At 46.6% G+C, this 22606-nt stretch carries 18 protein-coding genes; 8 read left to right on the top strand and 10 right to left on the bottom strand.

The window, feature by feature from the left end; translation table 11 throughout:
- Positions 1 to 196: 196 nt before the first annotated feature.
- Positions 197 to 739, bottom strand: coding sequence for a CueP family metal-binding protein (locus PPA03S_RS20530; RefSeq protein ID WP_062325734.1), 543 nt, complete (start codon positions 737 to 739; stop codon positions 197 to 199).
- A 156-nt stretch (positions 740 to 895) separates the two neighbouring features.
- On the opposite strand from PPA03S_RS20530, the gene PPA03S_RS20525 reads away from it, so the two are divergent.
- Complete coding sequence (locus PPA03S_RS20525) at positions 896 to 1570, top strand: TetR/AcrR family transcriptional regulator (protein ID WP_062325733.1); 675 nt, start codon at positions 896 to 898, stop codon at positions 1568 to 1570.
- 20 nt (positions 1571 to 1590) lie between these two features.
- Here PPA03S_RS20525 and PPA03S_RS20520 read toward each other — a convergent pair whose 3' ends face one another.
- On the bottom strand, positions 1591 to 2361 hold the full coding sequence (locus tag PPA03S_RS20520) for an SDR family NAD(P)-dependent oxidoreductase (RefSeq protein WP_062325731.1): 771 nt from the start codon (positions 2359 to 2361) through the stop codon (positions 1591 to 1593).
- Positions 2362 to 2720: 359 nt separating this feature from the next.
- Here PPA03S_RS20520 and uppS point away from each other — a divergent pair, with 359 nt between their 5' ends.
- A complete protein-coding gene (gene uppS / locus PPA03S_RS20515; protein WP_062325729.1) occupies positions 2721 to 3491 on the top strand; it encodes an undecaprenyl pyrophosphate synthase in 771 nt (256 codons plus the stop codon).
- A 28-nt stretch (positions 3492 to 3519) separates the two neighbouring features.
- On the opposite strand, the gene PPA03S_RS20510 is transcribed toward uppS, so the two are convergent.
- Positions 3520 to 4401: an alpha/beta fold hydrolase gene (locus tag PPA03S_RS20510; protein ID WP_411835304.1), complete on the bottom strand. Its 882-nt coding sequence runs from the start codon at positions 4399 to 4401 to the stop codon at positions 3520 to 3522.
- A 367-nt stretch (positions 4402 to 4768) separates the two neighbouring features.
- Complete coding sequence (locus PPA03S_RS20505) at positions 4769 to 5500, bottom strand: collagen-like domain-containing protein (protein ID WP_245683683.1); 732 nt, start codon at positions 5498 to 5500, stop codon at positions 4769 to 4771.
- Between the two features lie 435 nt (positions 5501 to 5935).
- On the opposite strand from PPA03S_RS20505, the gene PPA03S_RS20500 reads away from it, so the two are divergent.
- Entirely contained in the window at positions 5936 to 6643 is a 708-nt protein-coding gene (locus PPA03S_RS20500; protein WP_062325723.1) for a MerR family DNA-binding transcriptional regulator, read from the top strand.
- Between the two features lie 333 nt (positions 6644 to 6976).
- Here PPA03S_RS20500 and PPA03S_RS20495 read toward each other — a convergent pair whose 3' ends face one another.
- Both PPA03S_RS20495 and hcp read right to left on the bottom strand, forming a co-directional pair.
- Positions 6977 to 8362, bottom strand: a complete 1386-nt coding sequence (locus tag PPA03S_RS20495; RefSeq protein ID WP_062325721.1) for a PTS sugar transporter subunit IIC — start codon at positions 8360 to 8362, stop codon at positions 6977 to 6979.
- A gap of 467 nt (positions 8363 to 8829) precedes the next feature.
- Positions 8830 to 10122: a hydroxylamine reductase gene (gene hcp / locus PPA03S_RS20490; protein WP_062325719.1), complete on the bottom strand. Its 1293-nt coding sequence runs from the start codon at positions 10120 to 10122 to the stop codon at positions 8830 to 8832.
- A 311-nt stretch (positions 10123 to 10433) separates the two neighbouring features.
- On the opposite strand from hcp, the gene PPA03S_RS20485 reads away from it, so the two are divergent.
- The gene (locus PPA03S_RS20485; RefSeq protein WP_062325717.1) at positions 10434 to 13085 is read left to right on the top strand and encodes a cation-translocating P-type ATPase; all 2652 of its coding nucleotides are present in this window, start codon (positions 10434 to 10436) and stop codon (positions 13083 to 13085) included.
- 180 nt (positions 13086 to 13265) lie between these two features.
- Positions 13266 to 14672 (top strand): MFS transporter, encoded by a 1407-nt coding sequence (locus PPA03S_RS20480; RefSeq protein WP_245683682.1) that lies wholly within the window; start codon positions 13266 to 13268, stop codon positions 14670 to 14672.
- A gap of 126 nt (positions 14673 to 14798) precedes the next feature.
- Here PPA03S_RS20480 and PPA03S_RS20475 read toward each other — a convergent pair whose 3' ends face one another.
- From PPA03S_RS20475 to PPA03S_RS20465, 3 genes are all read right to left on the bottom strand, one after another.
- A complete protein-coding gene (locus tag PPA03S_RS20475; RefSeq protein ID WP_062325713.1) occupies positions 14799 to 15263 on the bottom strand; it encodes an SMI1/KNR4 family protein in 465 nt (154 codons plus the stop codon).
- A 34-nt stretch (positions 15264 to 15297) separates the two neighbouring features.
- On the bottom strand, positions 15298 to 15954 hold the full coding sequence (locus tag PPA03S_RS20470) for a DUF2625 domain-containing protein (RefSeq protein ID WP_062325807.1): 657 nt from the start codon (positions 15952 to 15954) through the stop codon (positions 15298 to 15300).
- A gap of 63 nt (positions 15955 to 16017) precedes the next feature.
- Entirely contained in the window at positions 16018 to 16695 is a 678-nt protein-coding gene (locus tag PPA03S_RS20465) for a Crp/Fnr family transcriptional regulator (RefSeq protein WP_062325711.1), read from the bottom strand.
- 165 nt (positions 16696 to 16860) lie between these two features.
- Between PPA03S_RS20465 and PPA03S_RS20460 the strand changes: the two genes are divergently transcribed.
- Positions 16861 to 17712, top strand: coding sequence for a leucine-rich repeat domain-containing protein (locus PPA03S_RS20460; RefSeq protein WP_062325709.1), 852 nt, complete (start codon positions 16861 to 16863; stop codon positions 17710 to 17712).
- Between the two features lie 63 nt (positions 17713 to 17775).
- Here the strand turns inward: PPA03S_RS20460 and PPA03S_RS20455 are convergent, their stop codons facing one another.
- Positions 17776 to 19575, bottom strand: a complete 1800-nt coding sequence (locus PPA03S_RS20455) for an SgrR family transcriptional regulator (protein ID WP_062325708.1) — start codon at positions 19573 to 19575, stop codon at positions 17776 to 17778.
- Between the two features lie 111 nt (positions 19576 to 19686).
- Between PPA03S_RS20455 and PPA03S_RS20450 the strand changes: the two genes are divergently transcribed.
- The gene (locus PPA03S_RS20450; protein ID WP_062325706.1) at positions 19687 to 20928 is read left to right on the top strand and encodes an MFS transporter; all 1242 of its coding nucleotides are present in this window, start codon (positions 19687 to 19689) and stop codon (positions 20926 to 20928) included.
- Positions 20929 to 21093: 165 nt separating this feature from the next.
- Positions 21094 to 22581 carry a right-handed parallel beta-helix repeat-containing protein gene (locus PPA03S_RS20445; protein WP_062325703.1) on the top strand — a complete coding sequence of 496 codons (1488 nt, stop codon included), beginning with the start codon at positions 21094 to 21096 and terminating at the stop codon, positions 22579 to 22581.
- Positions 22582 to 22606 lie beyond the last annotated feature (25 nt).

Below are 22606 nucleotides of genomic sequence, written 5' to 3'. Positions count from 1 at the left end.
CGTAGGAATGCAATTTTGTCAATGCAAATTGCCTTTTGATTTAGATTTTTCGTTTGGAGGCAGTAATATAACGTTTGCCCGTAGATACAAGCCCAGCAGTCAAGAGAGGATCAATGCATTGACATGATTCTAAATAAAGTGAACGGGACTGCCTTCAGGCAATCCCGTTCACACACTGGCAAATCAAATCTACGTTTTAACCAAGCTGCATTGTTGTAATGCATGTATCATCATTGTTATATGTAGATAGCTGTGTCTCTGCGACCTTTCCATCATGCACCACACGAATGAGGTATGACTTATCTCTGGCTAACCAGAAATCCATAAAGCCGTTAGAACCGGCCTTTATCTCAGCATCCTTCATGAGCGTATTGCCTTCGGAGTCATGGATCGTCACCATGAACTTCTTATTTTTCATTTCGCCCTGACATCCGGTCAGGCTGTGAATTGCACAGGGATGAGTCTGTTCCACGTAAGGCGCAATGGAAAGGAAAAACTCATTTTCAGGTAAGTCGTAGGTTGTCGTTTGGTTCCCTTTATCCGTGACAATTAACTGGGTGGCATTAATGGAGGCTGATTCCGGTGTCTCCTTGCGTGTACTGATATCTTCTACCATTTTTTTGATATTGGGTGCTTCGGCATTACCTGCTTCTTCCTTCCCTACATTGCTTGCAATCAGATAGGCTCCCAACACGATTACAACGACAAAGCCGGCAATGATCCACATTGGTTTTTTCATCTGGAGTTCATCTCCTCGTCCGTTTTGGTTTATTATAATGGAGAACGAACCATTATGGACTTAAACCACATGGAATTCACCAGATATTCACATATTTGTATGATCCATTGACATCATGTTACTTGTATCATTGATAAGCAAAGGAGGATGTGTTTAATGCAAAAATCCCTATTCGTTTCTGACACGGATCGCAGAGTCTATAGATCCAAACAAGCCTTAAAGACCTCATTGTTAGAATGGATGTCGCGCAAGCCGTTTGAGAGTATTACCATCACCGATATCGTGAAATTGGCCGATGTGAACCGCAGTACCTTTTACAAACATTATGTATACAGAGAAGACTTGCTCAATGAAATTTTGAAAGACGTGATGGCAGATCTAATCTTCGCCTACCGTGCCCCTTACCAACACTACCGGGATTTCGGAATCATGGACCTGAGCGCTTCGGCTATCAAAATTTTTGACCATGTTCTTGGCTATGCCACCTTCTATGCCTTGCTGGTTAACACAAACATGCTTTCGGGTTTTCGGGATACACTCTATGAGACGCTCAAAACTCTGTATCTGGAGGATGTAACCGATATGTCGCCGGACCCCCGAGTGAACAAGGAGCTTCTTGCCTGTTATCAGGCTAATGCTGTTCTCGGATTAATTACAGACTGGGTGCAAAGCAACTTCAAATACAGTGCCTCCTATATGGCGGGGCAACTGTTGGAATTCACACGCATGAATCGGTCCAATGAAGTTTACCGTTCGAATCTGAATCCATCTTTGGATGAAACGGAAAGAGGCACCGTCTCTCATGACAATGAGAAACCAGTACCTCTTTGAATGTTTCCATCACTCTGCTGTTAGTTGCTGATCCAGCCACCATCCACTGGCAGCTCCACACCCGTGATGAATTTGGATTCATCGGAAGCTAAGAACAAGTAGGCATAAGCAATATCCATGGACTCTCCGGCATGCGGAGGCAGTGGGGCGAGATTTTTGTAATGCTCTCCCATCTCCACTTGGGATTTGATGCCCGCTTTTTCCACCATGCCGGTAAACACAGCCCCTGGATGTACAGAGTTCACACGGATGTTATCTTTGGCGAACCACTGTGCACCATGTTTGGTCAGTGAACGTACTGATCCCTTGGAAGCACTGTATGCTGCACCCTGAGCATCGGCAATTCCGCCAATGATGGCAGCGATGGAGGACGTATTTACGATGGAGCCTTTTCCATTTTTCTGCATATAAGGGATAACCGCCTTCATTCCCAACCATACACCTGTACCGTTAATCGACATGACCTTGTCCCAATCTTCCAATTCTGCTTCCAGAATGCCTTTGGCGATGTGAATGCCGGCATTGTTGACCAGAATATCAATTTTGCCATAGTTCGCAATGGTTTCTTCCACAACAGCATTCCATGATTCCGGACTGGATACATCCAGCCTTAACGCAATCGCTTCGCCTCCGTCAGCTACGATCTGTTTCACCTGTTCCTCCAAAGCTTCAACCGCTACATCGGTAGCAACAACCCTTGCTCCTTCTCTGGCAAACAATTGAGCCCCTGCTAATCCCATGCCGCTTGCCGCTCCAGTTATAATTGCAACTTTTCCAGTTAATCTACCCATGTCCAATCATCCTTTCCAAATGAAGATGGATGCCCCATAAAGACACATCCGACCTTGTTGACACCTTTAGTATACGGATCAAATGAAAGCTCTTACAATCAGCAAATGGGCAGGCTTTTGTGGGATAACCGATAGTTGAGCACAGCTCTGTTCATTATCTTCAAGTTATCCCACAGATGAAGGGTTATTTGTTGTTTTACATCGAGGAGCTAATTCTGCACGATGGTGACATTGTAAGCCTATCATGGCTTTGCCCTGTCCAATCCTATATAATCATTATAAATTCTGGAAATCTTTTTGAACAGTTAACACAACGATATGTGTAACCCATTCTAGCTTGAGGAACAGGAGGAATTTTCATGAAGCGGCACCGTGTACATAAAGAAAAAACGAATATTGAACATTCCATTGACTGGAACGGCTTGGTCCCGAAACATATCGCGATTATGATGGATGGAAACGGAAGATGGGCGACGAGACGAGGGTTGCCCCGAAGTGCCGGTCACTATGCAGGAATGCAGACGATGCGGGAAACCATAAGCATGTGCCACAAAAACGGGATCACCTCTCTCACGCTGTACGCCTTCTCTACGGAAAATTGGAAAAGGCCCAAGGAAGAGGTCGACTACATCATTAGTCTGGTGGTTGAATTTGTACAGGATGCGACAGTGCAGGAATTGAATCAAAATAATATCAAAGTTAATTTTATTGGTGATATCTCGAAATTTCCCGAAGAAACACAGGAAGCGATGCGTAAAGTGGTGGAACTAACCCAACCGAACAGCGGGATGGCTGTTTACTTTGCAATGAATTATGGAGGAAAGAACGATATTGTGCAAGCCATCAAATCGTACATCGAAGTAAACATCGAAGAAAACAAAGAAACCTCGGAAATCTCCGAGGCAGAATTTGAAACGTTTTTGTATACAGGATTAAATCCTGCCCCTGATTTGCTGATCCGAACAAGTGGAGAGAAGCGGTTAAGCAATTTTCTGTTATGGCAAGCCGCCTATTCGGAGCTATGGTTTACGGATGTGATGTGGCCTGATTTCAACGAACAGTTGTTATATGAATCCATCTGGGATTATCAGCAGCGAAAGCAAAGAGCATTAGACGATATAACAACATAAATCAACTTTGGTCCTGTCCTCGCCATTTTCAACTTAGATGAGCTTTTAACCAGGGTTGAATTAAAGGGAGAACGATACTGGGAAGCATGGCTTTGGTGTGATCCATATCCTCTCCCTGGATGATTTCGACGGTCCAACCGAAGTTTTCAAGCCTTTGTTTATTCTTTTGCAACCGTCCGGCGATATCCACTGTCACATCCCCAAACTTTTCACCATATACAATTGTATCTTTCTCACCTGCAAAAGTTAATCTCGGGATACTCAGCTGATTCTGAATGAGTTGGTCATCAAAATCCAATAAACTTTGGTACATGGTGACAAATTGTTTGGTTTGAGCTGGATCAATTTGGATCTGAATGTTGTCCCAATCCACTTCATCCGGGCACATCTGCTCCGAATTCATAGATGCTTGTCCTTTTTGTTCATGTTCCAATTTCCCATGCTGCTTCAATGCTGCTTCATACGTCCTTGCAGTAACTACGCGCATTTCTTCATACGGCCCCTCGTATGGCGGGAATCCTCCCATAATGAGACTTTCCATACGATCAGTCCGAATTGCGAGCTGCAATCCGACAAGGGCCAGCCAGGAGTATCCGTAATAACTGAATCGATTCACATTCATTTGATCCGCAATCCTTAATAAATCCTGGGTTATATACTCGAACGTAAAATGTTCCGGATGGGGATGTGCCATATAGTGGCCCTCATAATCAAAATGCAAGATCTGAAATCCATCCGAAAGTCCAGCAATAAACTTTGCACCCAGTTCAGGATCAACACCCCATAACTTTAGGGTTTCGGCTTCTTGTCCGGTTACGGACTTTTTGGCGATCGGCAGCATAATGACTTTGCGATCTGGATTTCCGGTTAATCCGACTTCCAGCTCTGAACCGTTTTTCATTTTAATCATTTTTTTCAACTGCACCACTCCTTTGGCAAGTAAAACATTCATAATATCGTTTTATTAGACTCTTCATCTTATAGCAACGACTTCCTCGTGCAAAAATATCTTGTCCAGCTTGAACGTGACGTAGGGCGTAATCTCAGTGATCTTCATACCTCCGGTAGATACCAGCACCGTGACCCTCTTACCAGACTTTGGGGGCTTGGCTTCGGAAACGAAAGAGAGCAGCGGCGATGTCTCTTAGCTTCATCGCCCCGCCGCTCTCCAGCCCCCGATAATTCAGTCTATCTTTTAGAATAAATAGACTTATTGACTGGATAAAAGACATAAACTTTTATTTTTATGCTGACATAAACTGTATTGAGAATCGGAATTAAGGAGTCAGTTTTAGAATTGTCACAGTGGTATTTAGATTGTTATGCAACTGTGCAGGAGTTGCATTCGCATTTACCAGTTGGATCGTCGTCGGAACTGTTGTGACCGTAATAATAACTTCAGCGGATATGGGCCCTCCTCCATTACCCGTGAAAGGCACTGGTGTTATGGGCGTTCCATTCACCGTAAGGTTGAAATCAGCATTGCCCTGATTATGAATGGTGAAAGAGATAAAGTAACTTCCTGTTTCATTAATGGTTATCGTCGAAGATGGAGGCACGAAGGTGAATGCTCCGCCTACATTAGCCAAAACTCCGGTTAAAGTTATTGGTGAGTTTCCTGGAACGGTATCAGTACCTGTACCGGGATCTGCTCGAAAAACACTCAGGAAATCGGATATCCCAGCCCCGGCCGGACCTGCTGGACCCGTTGCTCCGGCAGGGCCGGTTGCACCAACAGCACCTGCTGCACCTACTGGGCCGGCAGGGCCAACAGGACCCACTGGGCCAGCAGGGCCGACAGGTCCCACTGGGCCAGCAGGGCCAACTGCTCCGATCGCGCCAGCCGGACCTGCTGGTCCCGGTATACCAGGTACCCCTTGCAGTCCGGCTGGTCCCGGTATCCCCTGAGCTCCAGTCGCTCCTTTGGGACCTATCGGTCCAAGTGGGCCAGGAATCCCTGGAGCGCCTTGCGGTGCATTAACAACAACTTTAGGTCTAATCTTCAGCACCTTAACCTTAACTCCACAATGCACATGTTTTTTGAATTTACGTCTACAAATACGTTTCCCATGACGATTTATCAATTAACTCACCTCCGTGATATTTCTCCACATACTATGTGTAATGATCACGGGGGGCATAGACAATCAACTATAATTCAGAAAATTATAGTGCCTATTATGAGATAAGTTGTCTATTAAAACGATTAATTCACATCACATCCTTCTTCAGTTCAATGTCCAACTCCCCACCATTTCCGTTTTTTTGCATTTTAATTATTTTCTTTTTAGTGACTACTCCTTTGCTGTTTATACATTCAGTCTATAACATTGATGCAATATTCCGGTTTTTATTATAAAATGCGGATCAAATATGAACTTTGGCGCGTTATATGTTAGTGTAGCACTTGAAGGTTTTACTTGAAACATGAGGAGTAGAAGCAAATGAACTTTACATATACACCTGGACAGATTGCAACTGAACTGGCTATTAGTACAACCACGCTGAGACGCTATGAAAAGGAAGGCTTGATTCCCCATGTTCCACGGACCACAAGCAATCACAGGTACTACACGTCCATTCACTTCCAAGCATTCATCGCGATTCGTTCGTTATTAAAGGGTTATGAGATTCCGGCTGTATATGAAGTCATGAGGAAAGTTAAACGTGGTGAAGTCAACGACGCACTTTGGCTCGTGAACCAGCAGTTGTATAACAGCCAACTGGAGAAACAACGGGTTGATGAGATATGGGGCATGATTCAACAGACCGATTTTTCAGAATATAGGAATGTTAAAATTACGAATACCTTGACGATTGGGAAAGTCGCTGAAGTAGCGGGGGTCAACACCTCTGCCATCAGGCATTGGGAAAAAGAAGGGTTAATTCGTTCGGAACGGGACAAGCACAATGGTTATCGAATGTACACCAGAACTGAGCTGAGAAAGATATTGATCATTAGCAGTTTGCGAAAATCCGTCTACTATATTGAACATATGAAAGAACTTCTAAACACTGTCGGCACACAGGATTACACACAGATTAACAACGCATTCCAACTAGCCATGCACAAGCTGAACAACCAACTAACCCTGCAATTTGCAGGAATCAAGGAACTTATGAAATATATCGAATTACATCAGGAATTATAGGCAGCGCCTCACGTCAATGCTTATTCTATATTTCACTACCGACGCATTGGCTTGTTTGGAAAGATCCAAGATTAGTCTTCAAAAAAAGAGAACATGCAACAGCGTACACCAGGACTAGACGGTGCACGCTGTTAAATCACACAGATAAGTGTTCATATTTTCGAATCTGAATAGTATTGCTTTTATACATGTCCTAACAGCGTCAACCGTCTGATGTCTATAGTCCAGTTTAATTGTAGCAATGACTCGATCATGCTCCAAAACCTCAATCAGCATCCAGACTAGCCCATACTTGACTTTCTTTTAGATTGTCCGTGGAATGACGCTATAAGCTTACATGCTTTTGCGGTTGGCTGTTCTTCCTGCCATCCAGTATGCAAGTCCCCCGGATATCACAAAAGCAATACATACACCAATACAAGTATGCAACATATTGGAGGTCCCCTCTTCGATGTAGAACGGAATGTCAAACAGGCTGCCGGAACCACCTATGACCAATGTCTTTACAGATAGAAGACCGAAATACAATCCTCCAGCCGCACCACCCAGCATGGCTGCATAAAAAGACGCCCTCCTTCTTATATTGACTGCAAACATTGCAGGCTCTGTCACTCCGAATAATGCCGTTCCGCTTGCCCAGAATGCCAGTTTCCGGAACTCCGGCTGCTCGCTTCGCAGACCTGCAGCGAGTGCGGCACCCGCCTGCGCAACAAAGGCAACAAGCATGGCCGGAAGTACAATGGTGAAGCCATTCGTCATAAGCTCATTCATCAGGATGGGGAACAGCCAGTAATGTAGCCCCATGATCATAAGTAGCGACATGCTCGCTCCCAGCAGCATAATCAAAACAACGGGAGCATCATTCAGCAGCGATTCAATAACGCCAGACAGATGCTCGTCAACCCATGTACCTACTGGACCAAGCACCAACAGCACCATTGGTGCAATGACCATCAACGTTAACGCCGGAGCAAGAATTCCTTTCAGTGCGCCGGGGCTGATTCGCTCAACCCGCTTTTCAAGCCAGGAAGCTGCGCCTATTGCTGCAATTACCCAAAGGGCTGCCGAAAAAAAGGGCGCTTGTGATACGACGGGTACCCCCATAAAATGTACATCTTCTCCACTAGACATTAACGTAATCATTTGTGGGTATAACATCAATCCGCCAATGGCAGCTGCCACATACAGATTGCCTTTTAAGCGATAAGCTGTACTGATGGCGACCAGAATGGGCAGCAGATAAAATGCGCTGTCGCCGATCGACTTCCAGATCATCCAGGTTGGACTGTTGATCAGCGAAGCATCTTCCGAGCTGAGCGAGTTAATCACTGTAATCATACCGAGTATGATTTTGAGTATTGCTGCTCCCAGAAGGACGGGCATCAACGGCCTGAACACATCGGAAATAAAATACAGGGCGGAGCATGTCTTTTTACCTTTGATCGTTGTTTCCTGCATCGAATCTCCGTTCTGTTGCTCCACACCCATACCAAGCAGCGTATTGTAAATGAAGGCGTCTTCATCTCTAAACTTCATGCAATACGTGCCATGGGTTATGCAAATGTCAGTATCGAGGGCCGTTTCCGTTGGAACGGACAGATCCATATGGCTATGGTCATACAATGTCAGCGTTGTTATACTCCTGTCATGCTGCACATGACGAATATTCTCCTTTCCACCTGCGAGCTTTAATCGTTGTTCGATGAACCTGTCTTTCATATGTATCTTCTCCTTATGCTGCGGTAAACCCGAGTTTTGTGAATGTGCCTTTATCTATATAGCCATTTCCATAGAAAAACTTCAATAGGATAAAAAAACGATTTCTCCTTTTATTTCATGTTTTTTGCGTAAGGTATAATGACCTAGTAAAAGGAAAAGAAAAGGGGCATCCCCCAAAGTCATAAGCATGACAGAGGACGCCCCTTGTTCGTCTTTTTTAATTCTAAGGAACCTGGCACACGCATTTGCTCCGATTTGCACAGGTTTAAGATGTAACGAATCACAGAGACGTTATTTCGTCAATGGGGTCAATGTTATAGGTCCTGACGCCATGTTATGACGGAATAACGTTACTAAGGTTCTTTAAACGTTACAATCCTAGATTATCCACCTATTAGGATGCAGTAGGTTCGTTAGCGCTTGGAACGGAAGAACATGTCTTTCGGTACAGGACCTTCATCACGATCTTACGATAACGCCAGCATCGCGTTCATGTCTTCTTCTGCCGTTGTGATCAGCTTCAGACCAAACATGTCCACAAGTACATCCAACACACCAGCTGATATAAACTCTGGCGGTTTGGGCCCAATACGAATGTCCTGAATGCCGAGACTAAACAGGCCAAGCAGGATGGCGACTGCCTTTTGCTCAAACCAGGACAGGACAATGCTGACAGGCAGCTCGTTCACCGTACAGCCAAAAGCATCCGCCAAGGCCATCGCAATTTTTACCGTAGAACCGGAGTTGTTGCATTGCCCCAGATCGATATAACGCGGAATGCCTGTATCCCCAACTGTGCCATAATCCACATCATTGAAGCGGAATTTACCGCAGGATGTGGTCAGAATAACCGTGTCATTGGGCAGCGATGTAGCCAATTCACGATAGTAGTTCCCCCCTTTACCCGGTGCATCACAGCCTGCAATGACGAAGAAACGACGGATATGTCCATCCTTTACCGCCTGAATAATTTCTGGAGCGAGTCCAATAACCGTCTCATGATGATACCCTGTCGTTAACACTTTCTCAGACTGAATATTGGCCGCAGGCAGGGACAACGCACGCTCAATGAGAGGCGAGAAGTCATCATCCATAATCTTGGCAACCCCCTCCAAACCAGCCACTTCGTACGAGAAAAAGCGATCTGCATACGTTCCCTTAATCGGCATGACACAGTTGGTCGTTGCAAGAATGGCACCTGGAAACTGCTCGAACAGTCTGCGTTGATCGTACCAGGCTTTACCGATATTGCCTTTCAAATGAGCATATTTCTTCAGGGCCGGATATCCATGGGCGGGTAACATTTCCGAATGAGTATAAACGTTGATGCCCTTTCCTTCCGTTTGGCGTAACAGTTCTTCCAGTGCATAGAGATTATGTCCTGTTACCACAATGCACTGTCCTTCGATCCGGTTCTGGCTAACCGTTATCGGCTGAGGAATACCAAAACGGTCTGTATGCGCACGATCCAGTACATCCATAATACGAATCGCTGCATTCCCTACTTTCATAGCCATATCCAGATGTTCCTGCACATTAAAGTTGGAATTGGTTAACGTCATATACAAAGCCTCATGTGTAATGCGATCGACCTCAGGATCGTGATAGCCGAGCTGCCGCGCATGTGTTGCATAGGCAGCGATTCCTTTTAGCGCAAAAATCATCGTATCCTGCAAGCTGGCGATCGTTTCATTTTTGCCGCATACGCCAACTACGGTACACCCGCCGCTGGGCGTCTGTTCACACTGATAACAAAACATATGATTCCCCTCCTATTCGGATTAAACGATGTTCGTTATCAAATAGCGTAGCAGACCCATAAGTGACCAAGTGTGATGACGCACACAGTTTTCGATATCCTTTCAATATCTATTTCCATTCCTAAAAAGTGCAACCCACAGAAGATACAACTCGTAATCATAGCAAACGAATGAGATTCACCAGACACGGAGATTCTACCTATGAAGTTCATCAAAATGATGAAAATTCACTGATTCTTATACGTCTGCAAGGTTATATACACAAAGAAATATAATATCCGAAATCTATTATCCAAGGAGCTGTTCAACCATTGCAACATTACAGACACAGTGCAGAGGAAACACTTCAGGACGTACAGAGTTCCAATAACGGACTCACAACCTCTGAAGCTGAGAAGAGACTGGAGACAGAAGGATATAACGAGTTAAAAGGAAAAGCTGCAACACCCATCTGGAAGCTGTTTCTTGAAAATTTTAAAGATCCCATGGTCATCGTGCTGCTTATTGCTGCCGCTGTTCAAATTGTGCTTGGACACCTGATCGAATCGCTAATCATTTTTCTCGTCATTCTGTTAAATGCGGTAATCAGTGTTGTACAGACCAAAAAGGCCGAAAGTTCTCTGGATGCACTCCGGCAAATGTCTGCTCCCGAAGCCAAAGTCATTCGTGACGGACAGAAAAAAACGATTCCCGCGCGGAATCTCGTTCCAGGCGACATTGTCCTGCTCGATGCAGGTGATTATGTCCCGGCAGATGGCCGCATTTTGGAATCAGGCAGCTTGCGAATCAACGAGGGCATGCTGACAGGAGAATCCGAAGCAGCGGAGAAACACGCAGATGCCATCCCGGAAGAAGCTCCGATCGGCGATCGGCGCAATATGGCATTCAGTGGATCACTGGTGGTGTATGGTCGGGGTACGCTCGTCATTACGGGTACAGCACTGAAAACGGAAATCGGCAAGATTGCCGAATTGATTGAAAATGCAGAAGCAAAGGAAACCCCGCTGCAGCGCAAATTGGAATCGTTTAGCAAGAAGCTGGGCTTCTTTATCCTGGGCTTGTCGATTCTTATTTTCGCCATCGAAGCAGGACGTGTCTGGCTAACCGAAGGAACGGAAAATATCGGGCCATCCATTGTGAATGCCCTCATGTTCGCAGTTGCCGTCGCTGTCGCCGCCATTCCTGAAGCCCTTTCCTCGATTGTGACCATTGTATTGTCTCTGGGAACGAATAAAATGGCCAAGCAGCACGCCATCATCAGACGTCTTCCTGCCGTGGAAGCCTTGGGTTCTGCCAGCATTATCTGTACAGACAAAACAGGAACGCTTACTCAAAACAAGATGACTGTGGTTGACTATTATATTCCCCATGGCACCAAAGACCAATTCCCGGATGATCCCAAACAGTGGTCTGAAGAGGAGCGCCGTTTGTTACATATTGCAGTACTCTGCAATGATTCCAATATTAATCAGGAAGGCAAGGAGCTCGGTGACCCAACTGAGGTGGCGCTCATTGCTTTCAGCAACCGGGTGAACAAGGATTACAATGAAATCCGTGACCAGTTTCCGCGTGAAGCCGAGCTTCCTTTTGACTCGGATCGGAAACTGATGAGTACAGTGCACACATTTGAGGGACAGACGGCTTTGCTGACCAAAGGTGGCCCAGATGTTCTGTTCAGTCGCTGCAGTCATGTATTTATGAACGGAGAAGTCCAGCCATTGACGCCTGAGATTCGCACACAGTTTGAAGAGAAAAACGAAGCGTTCTCCAAACGCGCATTTCGTGTGCTGGCTTACGCCTACAAAAAGTTTGATGACAAAAATCAGGTCACGATAGAGGACGAACATGATCTAACGCTTGTTGGTCTGACCGCCATGATCGATCCACCGCGTGAAGCGGTATATGGTTCCATCGAAGAGTCCAAGAAGGCGGGCATTCGCACCATCATGATCACCGGCGACCACAAAACAACAGCCCAAGCGATCGGTATGGATATCGGACTTGCAGGTCCAGACGACCTGGCCCTCACTGGAGCAGAGCTGGACAAACTGTCGGATGAAGAACTCGATCAGCAGCTCGAACATATCTCGGTGTATGCACGCGTATCTCCTGAAAATAAAATCCGCATCGTGCGTGCATGGCAGCGCAAAGGCAAGATTGCAGCGATGACCGGAGACGGTGTCAACGACGCACCCGCATTGAAACAGGCCGACATCGGCGTAGCAATGGGCAGCGGGACAGATGTCGCCAAAGATGCGGCAGCCATGATTTTGACGGATGATAACTTTGTGTCTATCGTAAATGCCGTCAGTGTCGGGCGTATGGTATTTGACAATATCAAAAAAGCCATTGCATACCTGTTTGCAGGAAACCTCGGGGCGATTATCGCCATTTTGTTTGCACTTGTGGTCGGTTGGGTGAACCCTTTTACAGCCCTCCAACTGCTTTTCATCAATCTGGTGAATGACTCCCTGCCTGCCATTGCACTGGGTACCGAAAAAGCTGAACCGGACGTCATGCGGCGCAAACCGCGGGATATTAACGAAGGTATCTTTGCCGGCGGTACATTGCAGGCTGTCATTACGCGTGGTGTTCTAATCGGGGTGGCTGTCATCGTGTCCCAATATATTGGACTTGGGATCTCGGAGGAAATGAGTGTGGCGATGGCCTTCACAACCCTGATTCTGGCACGGAGTCTGCAAACTTTTGCAGCACGCTCCAACACACAGACGATTCTCCAGGTCGGCTTCACCACCAACAAATATGTTCTCGGCTCCATCCTGGTTTGTCTCTGCCTGTATGGAATCACGCTGATTCCAGGGGTTCGGAGCATCTTTGCCATCCCAGCAGCCTTCGGCTGGAATGAATTCCTCATCGCAGGGGGACTCGCTCTCGCCGCGGTCATTCTGATGGATGTCATCAAGTGGATTCGCAATCGCGGCTCACAAACCAGCGCAGCCTGACTGTAATAGGTGCCCTTAAAATTTAGGGCGCCTATTTTTTTATAACATCCATACAACACTTGACGATCCAGACCAAGGAAAAGGGAGTCACATTTTTCAAACCCACTGCAATTATGACATTATTGCCATATATGAAGATTGAGCGTAAAATGGTTTATTGATTCTGATATATTACCCTGTTTGAATCAAAAAACAGGTACATTTATCATTAGCTCCATTGAATTCATAGACAGGAATGGTTACGTGAAAGATAAAATTGTAATGCCTCTCTGGACTTGCTGCCTGTTCATCGTTGTGATGAATACCACCATGTTTAACGTCTCTTTACCCGTTATTATTCATGATCTTCAGATTACATCTGACCTGGGGTCCTGGGTCATCTCAAGCTACTCCATTGGTTATGCCTTGTCGACGGTGATTTACAGTCGATTGTCTGACCGTATTCCGGTACGCAAACTGCTGACGGTGGGATTGCTGATTCTGGGCTTATCTTCATTGCTGGGATTATTTGCGCATAGCTTTGCGATCCTTTTGCTAACACGCATTCTCCAATCTGCGGGTGCAGGGGTCATGGCCGGGCTTGGGCTTGTCATCGCGAGCCGCTATATCCCAGTGGAGCGACGTGGAGCTGCCATCGCACTGATCTCATCAGGCAGTGCCATGGCATTTGGACTTGGCCCCATTGTGGGTGGACTCATTAGTGAGTACTGGGGCTGGAATGGACTTTTTGCCATAACGGTGCTTGTCCTGCTTGCCCTGCCCGTACTGCTCTATTTTCTCCCGCGTGAAATGGCCAAACCGGAGAATCCTTTTGATATGATCGGTGCAGCATTAACCGTGATTAATGCAACCACCCTTCTGGTTGCCATCACCCAGCAGTCATGGTTATGGCTAGCCATCGGTGTCATTTCACTTGTTGTGCACATCGTGTATATTCGCAGGGCGAGCCTTCCTTTTGTGAATCCACATGTATTCCGAACACCCGGGTTTACCCGACTACTGATCATCGGCTTCTGTGTTCTGGTCGTAAATCTGGGCAATCTGTTCCTGATGCCGTTAGTACTCGCGGACCTGTATGGACGTTCGTCGCTGGCTATTGGTTTGCTGATTGCTCCTGGAGCCATCGTCTCGGCATTCTGTACCCGTTTTGTCGGTCGCTGGATCGACCGTTATGGCAATATGCGTTTTCTGATGATCGGACACGTATTGCTTGCCTCAGTACTTGCTCTGTTTGTGCTGGGGCTGGATCAGTCAGCCTTGATCATTACCGGCGGATATCTCTTTTTCTCCCCGGCACTCTCTGCCTCCATTGCTTCACTGAATAACGAAGCATCTCGGGTACTGCCCAGAGCGGAGATCGGTTCCGGTATGGGCCTTCTACAGCTGATCCAGTTTTTTGGCGGTTCGGTATCCGTAGCTATCTGCGGGTTACTGCTGCATGGCATTCCGGGCGTTCCAGTAGAGGATGCCTATCATGTTGTATATGGATGTCTGCTGCTGGTCTGTCTGGCATCGCTTGTGATCGTAGTCTGGCATAGCAAAGCTGCACGATCAACTTCCACGGTTACGATGACTGAGACTGGATAAGTGCAAGTTACAATGCGAGCTACATCGTTCAAAAAGCACTAAAAAAGCACTTATGTATTCGTTTGAGTAAAAGGCCCGCGCATCGCGCGAGCCTTTTGTCGTTCACTTCGTTTTTCAAACGATGAATCACTCCACTGGATCACTCAGTCTGACTTTTAAACAACATTTGAATGCATTGAAGATGGCAGCGATCTCTCGGACATTCTCCTCCAGCAGTTGCTGGGCTTCCTCCAGCGTCTCTGATTCACTCTCGGCATCTTCGCGCACCATCGCCTCTTCATGATCCATAACCAGTATGGCAGGAGATTCCGAATTCTCTCGGTAATCCAATAAGTAGTTGTTGCCGCTGCTGACACTCCAGGCAAATGGAATAATCCGGCCTGGATCAGGATTCACATCGTCTATCAGATTGATGTTGTTCGCAATGAACTGATCATCGAGAGCAAAGAACCGAATTTCCCAATCGATGACCTCACCATGTTCAATCACATCAAATGCTTGACCCCCAGCCTCCTGCTGAAACTCCAGATATGCGTGCGGAAATACGATACCGTAATAATTCTGAATGTTCTCGATTTGCATATTACTCATGCACACCCTCCCCATACAGTCCTGTCATAGCACTTCATTTCCCAGTCAATGCTGCCTTCCAGGCTTCCTCCAGTGCTACAGGGGCTTTGCTGCTGCTCTCGCCGCCGCCCTCCTCCGTCCAAAGTGGTGGATAATACGCAAATACCTGTCCTGTCTGAAGCTGTCCCATGTCGTTTTGCCAGCCTTTCCAGCGAAAGGTCTGATAGTACTGCTCCAGATCACCATTGGCTAACCAATTGATGAAACCTGAATAAGCCAGTTCTGTCGATTCCCATTCCAGCGTGTCGGGGGCAAAATAGTATACATGTCCTGTACGTCCATATTTGCCCATATCCATTCCGAAGAATCCACCTGCTGCATCGTAGGCGACAACCATCATTCCTTCCAGTTCCGGTACACACGGCTGCTCAGCCACGCCGTTCCAACTAGTCAGACTCCCGAAAATGTGGTCACCGCCCGATCCAAGCAGCGTAACCCAGCCATCATCCAGCAGGATGCCCGCCGTCTCATAAGCAACGGTTCCCAAATACGATTTGGTACTTACCTGAAGACGATAGAGTGCATCCTCTCCGATCTCCCGCTGTGCAGGAATGTAGGTGTATTTATTTTGTCCATGGTCCAACAGCTCCTTAAGCTCCTCCCAAGCGTGATGTTCCCGATCCACTAATTCGTTTGCGGATAGTTTATGCATGATCACTCGCCCCTCTCCAACTTTCAACATTACATATCGTTCATTTCCAATGGGTACTCGTGTTTATTCCGACTTGGCGAAACCCATCAACACTTCTGGGTTCATAATAACTATTTTTTGATTTTGCATTTGGATAACATCCTGCTGCTGCAAATCCTTTAACAATATGCTTACCGTTTCCCTCAGAGTTCCAACCATATCTGCCAGGTCCTGATGAGTCAGTCTCAAATTAATGATGCTCCTTTCCTCTTCCTGTGCACCGAATTTGGAATACAGTTTTTGCAGCGTCAGCATTAATCGTGTCTTGGCATCATTGATTTTCATCTCATGCAACTTCTCATTAGCCAGGATCAGACGATCAATCTGAAGCTGTAGCAAACGGTCTTTAACACCTGGATATTGGGCAATCAACTGTTTGAATACCTTACCGTCAATGGTACAGACCACACTGTCACGATGGGAAACCACGGATAACAGCCTCTCCTTGATGGGATCGACAAGTTCCATATCTCCAAAGACATCGCCCTGTCCCAGCAAATCGACTGTATGCTCTCTCCCCTGTGTCGTTCTATACACTTTGATGACTCCCGATAACACAATATAAGCATGATGGCTCGGTTCACCTTCATTAAAAATCCGCTTGCCTTTGGGGTAAGATATCGTTCGAAATAAAGGACGGATTCCTTCAAGTTCTTCCGGATACAAGTCTCTAAACAACGGAATATCTTGCCATAATGTCATGTTGTCCATAAGCTTCCTTTCTGTACCTCGGATGATCGTATGCTGGCATACAGCACCTCTTCACCAGCACTGTTATAGTAGGTTACAGCACACGATGCCACGATCAAACCACCTATTTTCCACAACCAGTATGTCCATTATTTTGTAAAACGAGGAGAGAATATCATGAGAATTAATCTGGATGGGCTGGGTTTAACCGAGACACCGGAACATGTATGGGATGCTGAAAATCTGCTTGAACTAAGCCTCTATAACAACCGGATCAACACAATTCCCGATCGGCTGTTCCAACATACTGAAATTGAAGTTTTAAATTATGCAGGTAATGAGATTGAGATTTTGCCAAGCCTTATCGGCCACCTTGCTCACTTGAGAATGCTGGATCTTGGGCATAATCGTCTGGAACAGTTGCCCAAAGAAATTGGACAATTAAGCTCGCTGGATACGTTCCTCTACCTGAGCAATAATCGATTTACAAGTCTTCCTGCAGAGCTGTGTAACCTCAAGTCACTTCGATATCTGAATGTTACAGACAATCAGCTTCGGGAGCTCCCAGCAGAACTAGGCAATCTGAAGAGCCTCATTGAACTTCGTTTATATTATAACAAACTGGAATTACTTCCTGAATCGCTCACCGAACTAAGCCAATTGAGAGAACTTCACGTATACGGTAATCTGCTTACTCACCTGCCTCAGGGACTAGGCCACCTTACTGAACTTCGCATATTGGATTGTAACAACAATCGGATTAATGAATTGCCTCACTCTATTCAGGACATGAAAAAATTGAGAAAGCTAAGCCTCAGAACAAACAGAATAACCCATTTGCCTTCAGAAATCGGTGCACTTAGCAGCCTGATTGAGCTTGATCTGAGAGATAACGATATTTCGGAGATTCCAGAATCGATCCTGGAGCTGGAGCATCTGGAGAAGCTTGATCTCAGGTGGAATAGCAATCTGAGACCTACTTCCTGCTTAACTACCCTCGAGCAAAGAGGCTGTGTGGTTTATAAATAAGCATTATAGCCTTCTGCATGAAAAGGTCGAATGAAGGATAGTACCATCCTGGGTTTCTCGATGTTACACTTCCTCGACATGCTTCATCCAGATATGCTTGTAGTCAATTTTCCCCCATGCATTTAAGGCAATGCCCTCAAGCATGGGGTGATGCTGGGCTCTCTGAAGACTGTGATACAGGAAGATGACATTCGATGAACTCTTGATCTTTTCCTGAATGTCCAATAGCTGCCTCATTCGCTCATCCGAGCTTGGTTCTCCCATGCATTGGGTTAACTTTTCATCCACATATGCGGTCAATTCCGGGCTGAGATGATTGCGCAGGAAACTGAAACGGGATTGATACAGCTCAAGCAAGGTCAGGTCTGGCTGCTCGCCAAGCACTTCTCCAGCCAAGACCAGATCCGCCTGTGCCAACACTTTCGGGTCAGCCAGATGTTCAATCGTGAGCTTCACCACATTCAGCCGAATCCCCATCTCCGTGCATTGTCTGCTAATCCATGCGGCCGTTTTTTCATTTTCCAACCATTCATACGTATACAAGTTCAGAGATTGCCCTTCATAACCGGATGCCTGTATCCGTCGTTTTGCTTCATCCAGATCGAAGCTCGGTGTGTAATCCTGCTCCGCTCCACTGAGCACAAAACCTTTTGATGCATACTGCCTGAGACCGCCCAGCTCCTTAATCATTCGTTCTCGATCCAATCCCAGATCCAGAGCCTGACGAAATAGAATATTGTGCTGAATCCCTGCTTTGTTCAGGTTAAAAGTCATATAGGTGCTGCCATTCTCCAACTGACTGAGAGAAGGTTCACTCGTTGCCTCCCTGCTCGCACCCGAATATAACAGCTGCATGTCCCTGCCTGTCCAATGTGATCCAGGCTGTCCTTCATAGTCCGGCCACACCCACATCTCAATCCGATCCAAATGAGGACGCCCTTCAAAATAATGATCATTCGCTTCCAACACAAGCAGGGATTCATTATTTTTGATCATACGGAAAGGACCCGTGCCAATCGGCAGTGCTGAGAAACAGGCTTTTTTGTCGGGTCCACCCCAATGTTCAGGCACGATCGAACAGCGATCCGTACAGAGAAAGGCAGGAAACACCGCATTGGGCTGGGCAAAATAAAAATCAATACAATATCTCCCATGCGTCTGTATATCTGTGATTAGAGAAAACATCCATTCCGAGGATGTCCTTCCTGACATGCGTGTAAATGTAAATCTCACATCCTGTGCAGTCATTTCCTGACCGTGGTGGAACCGTACCCCCTTACGTAAATAGAATCGCCAGCGGGATGATGATTCGTCCCATTCCCAATGGTGGGCTAGTCCCGGAAGAATGCGTTTTTCCTCCGGATCGAAGATCAGGAGTGTATCAAAGATCTGTCTTACCCAATGAGATTCCGTACGCCGCTGAACCCACGCCGGGTCCAGATGAAGGACGGGTCTATAAAAGGGGAAACGCAGCACTTCCCGTTCCCCCCCCTCGGTGCGCAAGATGCCCAGCTGTCGTTCCAGCCAATCGGCGAAATCGTCCTTCAATCGCTGCGTACCGGAAGATTCAATCAGACGCCATGCTTCATTCAGCTGCTCATTCTCCACAAGCTGCTTCGCTTTGGCTGCAAGCAGATCCGACACCGATGCGAGAAAAGTGATGCGGGATAGGTTCCCCCGTCCACGACCGGGTGTCCATGTCAAATAACCGGATTCCATCAATTTATTCAGCACAAGCTGTGCATTGCGCCTTGAACAATCCAGCAGTTGAGTGATCTGATCCATCGTGACTTCAATCATTTCCTGCACAGGCACCGCCTCAAAGTGGGTGCGCAAGATCAGGTAATGCTCTTCTGCGTCCATGTTCACTCTCCTAAAAGGCGAAGTCGAATTCCTGAATGCTTCGCTTTTTCTTCCTCTTTTGCAAAAGTATAATGGACCTCATTACCACACGTAAAGAGGAGATTGTTATCCATGTCTGAAATCAACGTACACGCCACTTCTGTCACCACGCCCGCCCCATCGGTATGGAGAAATCTAAATTTCATCATTCTGTTTGCTGCCAGCGGCATCATTGCACTGGGTAACCAAATCTATGAATTGGCCCTGCCCCTAATCTTATATGAACTCACAAAGTCTCCTGTAGCAATGTCAACCATGCGTGGCATTGAATTTCTGCCCAATCTGTTTCTTGCCATGTTTATCGGTGTACTGATGGATCGGGTTCATAAGAAATGGTGGTCTATTGGCTCCATCGTCTTACAGGTTTTCCTTCTGCTCGCGCTGTTTCTGTTTTTTCAATACGGTCAACCTTCCATTTATGTACTCTACGGATGCGGCTTTATTCTGATGACTCTGAGTTATGCCTTTCGTAATGCTTCAGCTGGCATGATCAAACAATCGGTTCCTACGCCACTGCTAACGTCAGCCAACGCGGCGCTGGGCTTCACTACCACATTCATTTCCATTATGGGTGCCGCCCTATCCGGAATGCTGTTGATGTTATCCAGCCTGTACACGGGTCTCTTGATCACTGCCATTCTGCTTGCAGTCTCCTGTATCATTCTTCTACCACTGCATTCTGCACCTGTAGCCAGAGAAACATCCCCTCAGGGCTTCTGGCTAGACTTTAAAGAAGGCTGGATCGAGCTGCGTCGCAATCATATGTTACTGGTCATCAGCATTACGGTCATTTTTCTCAATGCCACCTCGGGTATGGTGGATGCAACCGTCATCTTTTATGCCAAAGATACATTGCAGCTCCGCAATCTGGAACTTGGACTTGTATTATCTGCTGCTGGAGTAGGTGGTTTGATTGGCAGTCTGGTGGTTAGTCCTCTGCGCCGCAAATATTCAGCTGGCGTGCTCATTGTGGTGACCACACTGCTCCAAGGCTTCGCCTTCCTAATGCTTTACTTGTTCCACTCTGCTTACGGCCTCGCTGCGGGTCTATTTTTATCGGGTATTTTCCAAACCATCAGTACGATCTGCATCTGGACATTCCGCCAGGAGTCCACACCACATCACATGATTGGCCGAATCAGCGGGATTACCGGATCTCTGTTTAAGCTCGGCATGCCCCTGGCTATATGGGGGAGCGGCTGGATCTCTAAGCTGTCTAACCCTGCGTTGGTGTTCGGCATAGCCGCAGCAGCCAATGTCCTCATTTTTGTCTGCTGCCGCTATAGTGTGCTCTGGGAAAGAGAACGAAAATAACTGTCAGCATATACAAACAGGTGGAGAGATTACACTCACACCTGTTTCGCTGTTTCTGAGTACCCCTCCCCATTCTGAAATTCGATGGGCTCTCGTTCCTTATTTCACCATTCAAATCTGCTATAATCAAACTTTATAGCAAATTCATAAGGAGGAATCATCATCTTGTATCGTATAGCTGCCATTGCCCTCCTGGCCCTGATTTTGTTCGCAACCGGTTGTCAGAAGGATGAGGCCTCATCCGTTCATTCTCCCGATGCTGTGCAGGTACCGGATACCCAGAAGATGTATTACATATCACCACAAGGAAACGATTCGAACAAAGGAACCATTCAATCTCCCTGGAAAACGTTGCAGCATGCTGCCGACCATGCCACTCCGGGAAGCACTGTTTATTTGCGGGAAGGTGTCTATCACCAAAAGGTCAAAATCACTCGGAGCGGTAATTCCTCGGGCAATCCAACCCTGTTTTCCAGCTATCCACAAGAGAAGGCCATCATTGATGGTGAAGGTCTGTCGGTACGCGGCATAGAGGGCTTGATTGAAGTCGAACATGCCAGCTATATTACGATTCAAAATCTCGAAATCCGCAACTTTACAACCTCACTTCGGGGACAAGTGCCTACTGGAATATATGTTCACGGGGCAGGAGAGCATATTCAAATCCTGGGCAACACCGTTCATTCCATTTCAAATGATACCAAGCCTTCAGGACCTGATTTACAGGGTAGAGATGCCCATGGAATCGCGATTTATGGGACGGAGCATCCACAAGCATTGCGGGATATCATCATCAAGGATAATGAACTATATAATCTCGTGCTCGGTTCAAGTGAGTCACTCGCCGTCAACGGGAATGTGGATACGTTTGCCATACTGGATAATACGATCCATGATACGGACAACATCGGCATTGATCTGATTGGGTATGAAGGAACTTCGGAGGACGACACTTACGATCAGGCACGAAACGGGATTGTACGGGGAAATGAGGTCTATAATATCTCTTCCAATCTTAATCCGTCCTATGGAACGAATCTCCCCAATGACAGCAATTCAGCAGGAGGAATCTACGTGGATGGAGGCAAAAATCATATCATCGACCACAATCGAGTATATCGCAGCGATATTGGGATTGAGATTGCTTCGGAGCATTCTGGACGTTCGACGAGCAACATTACGTTGCAGGATAATCTGATTTTTCATAACAGGCTTACAGGCATCGCCATGGGCGGATATGATGAGGGACGCGGCTCCACCGAGGACAGTACGATCATGTACAATACGTTAGTCCAGAATGACAGCCTGGGTACAGGCAATGGGCAGCTCTTCATGCAAGCCAGAACGAAGAACAATACATTTAAGCGAAACATTCTCGTATCGGGCAGCTCTAACGTGCTCATTTACAATGAATACACCAGTAATTCAGAGAATGTGTTTGATCATAACGTATACTACTCCCCTTCACCAGAAGATGCGCTGTGGGTCTGGAAGGACATGGAGTATTCAGGCTTCACCTCCTACATGGAGGGATCAGGAAATGACGAACATTCATTGGTTGTGAACCCCCAATTTGTGAATGAGGCCAACGAAGACTTCACTCTCCAAGCTGGTTCTTTCTCCGAAGGATACGGCTACCTTGCACCGCGATAATGAATACGGAGGAAGAACAACCAAT

Source organism: Paenibacillus pabuli NBRC 13638 (assembly GCF_001514495.1).
GTDB lineage: Bacteria > Bacillota > Bacilli > Paenibacillales > Paenibacillaceae > Paenibacillus > Paenibacillus pabuli.
Note: the sequence above shows the minus strand (reverse complement) of the source record. Positions and strands in the feature narration are given on the sequence as shown.